This window comes from Streptococcus sp. HMSC074F05, from assembly GCF_001808725.1.
Classification (GTDB): Bacteria; Bacillota; Bacilli; order Lactobacillales; family Streptococcaceae; genus Streptococcus; species Streptococcus parasanguinis_I.
In genome coordinates this window covers 54810-61470 of sequence record NZ_KV794407.1, presented here as the reverse complement: position 1 = coordinate 61470, position 6661 = coordinate 54810, and the positions used below count along the sequence as shown (strand labels likewise).

6 protein-coding genes are annotated in these 6661 nt (G+C 43.3%); all 6 read right to left on the bottom strand.

Features of this window, described 5'->3' with window-relative positions; genetic code table 11:
- Positions 1-1830 (bottom strand): C69 family dipeptidase (locus HMPREF2685_RS02180; RefSeq protein ID WP_261710238.1); only part of this gene is annotated, 1830 nt, incomplete at its 3' end.
- Between the two features lie 413 nt (positions 1831-2243).
- Positions 2244-2921: a rhomboid family intramembrane serine protease gene (locus HMPREF2685_RS02175; RefSeq protein WP_070449464.1), complete on the bottom strand. Its 678-nt coding sequence runs from the start codon at positions 2919-2921 to the stop codon at positions 2244-2246.
- Complete coding sequence (locus HMPREF2685_RS02170; protein ID WP_070449467.1) at positions 2905-3444, bottom strand: 5-formyltetrahydrofolate cyclo-ligase; 540 nt, start codon at positions 3442-3444, stop codon at positions 2905-2907. Before HMPREF2685_RS02170 ends, HMPREF2685_RS02175 begins: the two co-directional genes overlap by 17 nt.
- Positions 3445-3553: 109 nt before the next feature.
- Complete coding sequence (locus HMPREF2685_RS02165; protein WP_070464994.1) at positions 3554-4687, bottom strand: N-acetyldiaminopimelate deacetylase; 1134 nt, start codon at positions 4685-4687, stop codon at positions 3554-3556.
- A gap of 336 nt (positions 4688-5023) precedes the next feature.
- Positions 5024-5722 carry a 2,3,4,5-tetrahydropyridine-2,6-dicarboxylate N-acetyltransferase gene (gene dapD, locus HMPREF2685_RS02160; protein WP_070464992.1) on the bottom strand — a complete coding sequence of 233 codons (699 nt, stop codon included), beginning with the start codon at positions 5720-5722 and terminating at the stop codon, positions 5024-5026.
- A gap of 65 nt (positions 5723-5787) precedes the next feature.
- Positions 5788-6661, bottom strand: an 874-nt coding sequence (locus tag HMPREF2685_RS02155) for a hypothetical protein (protein WP_070464989.1), incomplete at its 5' end; no start/stop codon positions are given.

Sequence of the window (6661 nt, the reverse complement as noted above, 5' to 3'; positions counted from 1 at the left end):
TGGTTCTGTACTTGACTCAGTACTTGGTGTCGTTTCTTCCTTGCTTGGCTTGGTACTTGACTCCGTGCTTGGCTTCGTTTCTTCCTTGCTTGGTTCTGTACTTGACTCTGTGCTTGGCTTCGTTTCTTCCTTGCTTGGCTCGGTACTTGATTCAGTGCTTGGCTTCGTTTCTTCCTTGCTTGGTTCTGTACTTGACTCTGTGCTTGGCTTCGTTTCTTCCTTGCTTGGTTCTGTACTTGACTCTGTTGGATCCTTGTAGTCATCTGGTAAAGATGCACGGTATGGATCATCTGTACGACCTGCTTCTTTAAGAGTTGCAGATAATTCAGACTCATATTGCTTGAATTGTTTGAAGAGACGTTCAGACCGAGCTAAAGCATCCTCAGTCACTTTATCTTCAACTGCTTTTGCTGCAGCTTCATCAGCTTTCAAGGCTGCATATTTGCTATCACTAACCTTCTGTTCAATGATCAATTGTTCTTCGAGAGCTTTCCAGTGATTTTGAATCGATTTTCCAAAGAGGTCTTGATTATTGATTGCCATCTGGTCAATATGCCATACTGTCCAATACCATGAATTCGGATCATAGGTAGCAGTTTGAGGTTTGAAAGCTTTATAGGTATCTTTTACATTTCCATAGAATGGAACATAAGGAGTATTCCGTGAAGGTCCCATTCCGAGCCATACAGTTCCACCAAATGATTTTGGAAGGTTTGGATTGATTTGGTAGACATGGGCATCGATGACGTTTTCGTTTCCTAAAGCATACTTGTATTGGTCTTTACGAACAGCATCATTGCTACCATTATCCCCTTGTTTCTTGACACCAATTTGATCGTCTGGAACAAAACGACCATTCAAATGTTCAAAACGGTTGCGTTGGAGAGCAAAGGCATCTTCCAAAGTAAATTTCTTGTTTGGATCTGTTGGTGAGCGGAAGAGTTCGTATTCATCATCTTCATAAGTCACTTTTGAATTTGGATCCAAAAGAGTGATTCCTGCGTAAGTACGTGAACGGTCTCCTTCAGCATATTTTTCTGGTCCATAAGATTTAGCGATATGGAAGTTACCGTCTTTATCTGTCTTGTAGTTACCAGATTCTTTGGCTACTTTTTCGACATCTTTCGAAGCAATCACATTTTCCTTGTCATTCAAATCCACGTGACCAAGGTAGTAGGTATTTGCAAAGACTGCATATTTGTCTTCTGGGACTTTAACAGCTACATATTGGTGACCAGAAAGAATTTCCATATACCAAGTTTCATTTTGGTCTGCAAAAACGACAACATTCCCTTCTGCTGATCCTTTTTCTTCAATGACTTTAGCTAGGAATTCAACCCCTTCACGAGCAGACTTAACGCGTGGTAAAACTACGTCCAACATAGCAGCTTCTGGAATTCCGTTTTCTGTCAATGGATCAGTCTTCAAGACTTTTTTGTTTGGAATTGCTGTAACGGTTGATGTCATAGAGACGCCGGCTTCGTTAAATCCATGTTCACCAAAAGCACCGTTACTACCATCTCCACGAGCTGAGTCATAAGTCGCTGTGTATTTCATTTCACTGGCAGCATGTGGATAGGTAAAACCATTGGATTCGTCTTCCAGTTGATCCCCTTCCTTATAGTTCTTCGCATCAACCACCATATAGTTCTTGTTGTGCTTCCCACCATTTGGATAGTAAGGGTAATCTTCTGTCCGACCAAATAGGGTAGTCCCATCCTTGGTCAATTGCCGACCAATGATAAAGCCACAACAGGCTTGAACTGCTTGAACTGGTAGGAGTAAAAATGTCATTGCTACCAATGAAAGTTTAAATAACCATTTCTTCATGGCAAATCTCCTTTTCGAATGTCCCTTTTAAAAAAGGCACTATTCCTGATTTTTTATACTCCTAGTCTACCTCTTTTTAGTTATTTTTGCAAACGCTTACCAGGCTTGTTTTTATTCTATTTTTTCCTAAATTATCTTTCTATCAACTCATTTCTATGTAATTTATATATATTTATTGAGATTTCAAACAATTTTCTGTTAGTTTACGATTTTGCTACATTTTTTAGGAAAAAGAGAGAGTGGGACAGAAATCGGTAATTCGTTAGAATTCGATTTCGTCGTCCCACCTCCGCACAGTTGAGTAGGACTGTAAAAGCTGATGAAAGCAGCGTAGTAGAGCCCACTCAACCACTGCGTCTTGCTCGACAATCCAAAAACAATTAAGAGGCTAGGACTTTTGTCCTAGCCTCTTCTTAAAATAGAGTCAAGATTTTACCTAAGAAATAAAGCAAAAGTAAGAGATAAGATAGGGCTGCACTCATCTGATAGGTTCGGTTCATAAAGCGAGCTTCCCCTCTAACTGGAAAGACATAAGCCAACATGACTCCAGCCACTAAGCCACCGATGTGCCCCGCCATACTGATTCCTGGCATGAAGCTAAAGATCAAATTGACCACAATCAAGCTGGTATAGGACTGACTCAAGTGGCGAATATAGGGACTTTGGACAATAAAGCGCAGAGCACCAATAGTCCCAAACAGTCCAAAGAGGGCTGTAGAAGCTCCTGCTGCAATCACATCTGGCGTAAAAATAGCAACAAAGACATTGCCCATCATGCCTGATAAGAGATAGAGAGCTAAGAAAGCCTTCGATCCAAAGAGATCTTCTGCCAAACGTCCCAAGTAATAGAGGGTGATTATATTGAGCACAAAATGTTCTAGGCCGATATGAACAAATGTAGCTGTCACGATTCGCCATAACTGGCTAGGATCGACTTTCACAACCTCTCCAATAATACCACCGCTATAGTAAATAGCAGCACCTGTTTGGTAGTCGCCTCCAAATCGGATAAACATGGAAAGAAAGACTGCCGTTGTCACTAACAACAAGAGGCTAGTCACAGGATAACGACGATCAAAGAGTAACTTCATAGACTAGCACCTCCTGAACTGCCTGATCAAAAGCATCTGGTTGGAACTCCTTCTGCTGGATGGAATAAATCGTACTAACCGTTTTTCCAGTAAAATCTGCTAAATAACGATCATAATAGCCACCACCATAGCCAATTCGGTAGCCTTTTGACTGGAAGACCAAGCCTGGTACATGGATCAGATCAATCTCTGACTGATCCACAAGCTTCCCTTTTTCATTGGGCTCCAGCAAACCAAAGCGTGTCTTTTCCAAAATGTCAGGATCGTATTCCACAAATTCCATTCGCCCTTGTGGATAGGTACGGGGAACACAGACGCGTTTTCCAAGTTGAAGAGCTGCTTGGATCAAGCCAGCTGTGGAAACTTCATGGTCAAAAGACAGATAGGTCGCAAGGGTCTTTGCCTCCTGAAAAGCTGGTAGCTCCAAGAGGCGTTGAGTCAGCTCTTCATCTGCTTGAGTTTTCACAGTTTGAGGCAGTGCTTTCATGGCTGCCATAGTTTCTTTTCGTAGTGTTTTCTTCATTCCCTACTCCTTTTGTCTAGCTTTTATTGTAACATTTTTTAGGAAAGATCCGAACAGTTTTTATACAACAAAGAAAAAATCCAACTCCAGACGGAGTTGAATCATTCCTTTATTGGTTGGCTTTCATTTTCAAAAATTTACCAATGTTTTCCACAGCAAAGGGAAGGGCTGCTTCATTTGGGCTCATCTTTGGATGGTGCAAGGCATAAGGGGTATCAATCCCCAACCAGAACATGACACCCGGGACCTTGCTCAAGAGAAAGCCGAAGTCTTCTCCTGTCATCGCAGGCAGAATATCAATCAGGTTCACGTCTTCCTCAGCTGTGAAAAAGTCCATGAGTTCTTTGGCCAATTCTGGTTGGTTTTCCACAGGCAGGTAGCCTCCTTGCTTGAGTTCCAGGTCCAATTTCACATCAAAGGCTGCTGCAACTCCTTCTGCAATGGCTTTGACCCGTTTTTGAGTCAAAAGATTCATCTCCATGGTCAAGGTCCGAATGGTCCCATGAAGGAAGGCTGTCTCAGCGATCACATTATTGGTTGTCCCTGCATGCATGGAACCAAAGGTCACCACAGCACCTTCAATCGGATCGACATTTCGACTCACGACCGATTGGACTTGGGTAATGAAGTAAGAGGCCGCTACAAGAGCGTCATTGGCCTCATGTGGAAAGGCCGCATGCCCTCCCTTTCCTGTAAAGGTGATCTTGACTTCACAGGTCCCCGCAAAAAGGGTACCCGTATTGGTCGCAATGTCCCCCACCTTCAAATCAGGGCGCACATGCAGACCATAAAATTCATCAGGAAGCCAGTCGCCAAAAGCATTGTCCTTATACATGAGCATTCCACCAGCCTCATTTTCTTCAGCTGGTTGGAAGAGAAAGAGCAGGTTATTTTTTGGTTGCACTTGAACCAGTTGATCCAACAGTCCAAGGGCTGTCGTCATGTGCATATCATGACCACAAGCATGCATCCGTCCTTCGTGCTTGGAGGCAAAATCAAGGCCCGTTTGTTCCACAATCGGTAAGCCATCGATATCCGTCCGCCAACCAATAGTTTTTTCAGGAGCAGACCCATGGAGATAAACCAGGATCCCGGTCCGCCAAGTCCGTTGCTCAACAAAGTCCTTGCCCGCTGTGATCTCTGCGATTCGCTCTAAGAGGTAGGCTTGGGTTTCAAATTCTTCCAAGCCAATTTCAGGGATTTGGTGCAAATCCCGTCTGATTTTGATCAAATCCAATGTCATAGTTGTCTTCTTTCTATTAGAATAGAGGCCTTGCGGCCTCTTAGATTAAATACCAAATTTTCTTTCGAGACTTTCCTTAGGTGAGTACGGACGTCAGCGAACTTCTAAGAAGTTCCATGACTAATTTTTGAGCCTACAGTCTCAAAAATTCCGAACGCCTGAAGCTACTCAGCTGCAGGCGTTTTTATCACAGCGGAAAGTCTCCTTTTTACGCTCAATTGGCTCGTAAAACATGCAATTATTTCAATGTTGTTTCTAAGATTATTCGGTTATCACGCAGTAAAAAATAGTTCACTTAAATGATTAGAAGTCCGGTTTTTATCTATTTATTCCTTATTACAAATTACGCAAGGCGTCTTCCAACGCTGTTTTTTGTTGTGTTTTTTCATCGATTTCCTTGATGATGCGAGCTGGAACACCAGCTACGACCACATTTTCAGGGACATCTTGAGTAACGATAGCTCCAGCGGCAACGACTGAACCGTTCCCTACTTGAACCCCTTCAATCACAACTGCATTGGCACCGACCAAAACATTGTCACCGATCCGAACAGGCTCAGCAGAAGCTGGCTCAATGACACCCGCAAGCACGGCACCTGCACCGATGTGGCTGTTTTTACCAACTGTTGCACGGCCACCGAGGATAGCCCCCATATCAATCATGGTTCCTGCACCGATTTCAGCACCAATATTAATGACAGCACCCATCATCACGACAGCATTATCTTCGATGGTCACTTGGTCACGGATAATAGCACCTGGTTCGATACGCGCATTTAGGTAGCGCTTATCAAGCAAGGGAACAGCTGAATTACGGCCATCTTGTTCCACCACATAATCCTTGTTCTCTGTCAAGTTGGCAAGAAGGGGCTCGATATCTTTCCAGTCACCGAACAACACATTCCCAAGTTTCGTAACAGAAGCAGGAATAGCTGTTGCCAATTCCCCTTCAAAGGTTACTTTCACATTTGTTTTCTTCTCTGCATTTCCAATAAAAGCGATAATTTCTTGAGCAGACATTTTTTGTGCAGTCATGAGATTCTCCATTCATTTCAATTAAAGGTATCCATATTATACCACAATCCTAGTGAGATGAACACCTAAGGCGACGTGCTTGTAGCCGAATCCTCCAGGCCTGTCATTTCACTGATGGTGCGATTGCTTCCAAAGTGAATAATGACTGAGTGCGAATCAGAAAGTTTATAGTAAAAGATTAAGAAGGACTCTGAACCCATCATACTCGACCAAGAAACACGGCTAGGAATTCCGACTGTATTCACAAGATCTACATAGCTGGTTCCTATTTTAATATTAGCAAAATCCTCTCTGTTCAAACTGCCATTTTTATTGGCTAATCGCTCACTGTTTAAGTTCTCAAAATTAAGAGAAGATAGACGGCTACTAATCATATTTGAAAGCAAAACAGATACAGAAGAAGGGGATCCTTCAGCCTCATAATCCAAGCTTGTCATGAAAGGACCGACACTACCCTCTTGGTAGGTTTCTTCCCCACTACTAGCCTTGCCCAGTACAGCTACCACATCCTGCGGAGACAGATAAGTTGAAGAGGTACGGCCTTGATCCCCCTCACTTAAACCAGGAATCAGGGAAATCGCCTTCTCATAGGTCACTTGAAACTGAAATTCACCTTCCGGTGCAATCAAGGTACTATTACCACTCTTCAAGGTTTCTTTTCTGGTTCCATAAGACCGGCCAGTACTTCCGTATTCACTAGTAGTAGAAGAAGGAGCTTCCTCACTATGGATGCCTCCTGAAGCTAGATAGGCAAATAATCCCAGCATGGCCAATAATCCAAAAAAGGCTGCCAGCGAAGACCCTCCACTATTAGAGGAAGGAGAGTAGGTTTTCGCCCTATCCGATTGGGAGTCTAGTACAGGTTGTCTTGGTTCTGAATGCCTGCTTCCTCCTATTGAAGCCAGATCGGCTTCTGAAATCAAGCGGCTCCCACCCTGG

Coding starts and splice junctions, on each gene's coding strand:
- HMPREF2685_RS02175 (WP_070449464.1), bottom strand. CDS start 2,921: ATGAAGTTACTCTTTGATCGTCGTTATCCTGTGACTAGCCTCTTGTTG.
- HMPREF2685_RS02170 (WP_070449467.1), bottom strand. CDS start 3,444: ATGAAGAAAACACTACGAAAAGAAACTATGGCAGCCATGAAAGCACTG.
- HMPREF2685_RS02165 (WP_070464994.1), bottom strand. CDS start 4,687: ATGACATTGGATTTGATCAAAATCAGACGGGATTTGCACCAAATCCCT.
- dapD (WP_070464992.1), bottom strand. CDS start 5,722: ATGACTGCACAAAAAATGTCTGCTCAAGAAATTATCGCTTTTATTGGA.